This window comes from Robertmurraya korlensis (assembly GCF_023715225.1).
Taxonomy (GTDB): Bacteria; Bacillota; Bacilli; order Bacillales; family Cytobacillaceae; genus Robertmurraya_A.
In genome coordinates, this window is sequence record NZ_JAMBNS010000124.1 from 1 (window position 1) to 432 (window position 432).

General features: G+C 42.8%; 1 protein-coding gene. It reads right to left on the reverse strand.

Annotated elements, in window-relative coordinates:
* A partial coding sequence (locus M3175_RS26085) for a chorismate-binding protein (RefSeq protein WP_251524614.1) occupies nucleotides 1–432 on the reverse strand: 432 nt, incomplete at both ends.

Genomic DNA, 432 nt, shown 5'->3' on the forward strand with positions numbered 1-432 from the left:
TTGAAACCCACTTCACACTGAAAAATCAGCCCAGCTTTAATGTCTTCTTTGACTTTCATCACTGCTGCCGCATGTTGCTCGCGGTTCATCCCATCGCCCAAATGTTCAGCAGTGGGCTGCGTATAGTCAGGCGAAATAGCATTCAATAATGACTTGATTTCGTCAATACGATTGCTTTGGTGGTCGGTATCGTAATAATAATAAAAAATTTCACCGGTCATCTTATCAAGGCTTAACCCATCTAAGTACATACCGAATTTGAACGGCTCGAAATCATCACTGGTTTGAATATTCAGGGTCGGCTCAAAAAAATTGACACTATCAAATCCCAAAAAACCGACCAATCCGCCGGTATGGCTACGTGAAATCACATGTTGTGGGGTTATTTCGCGCAGTAGTTGGTAAGGATCGTCACAGGTATAATCCGTGCTT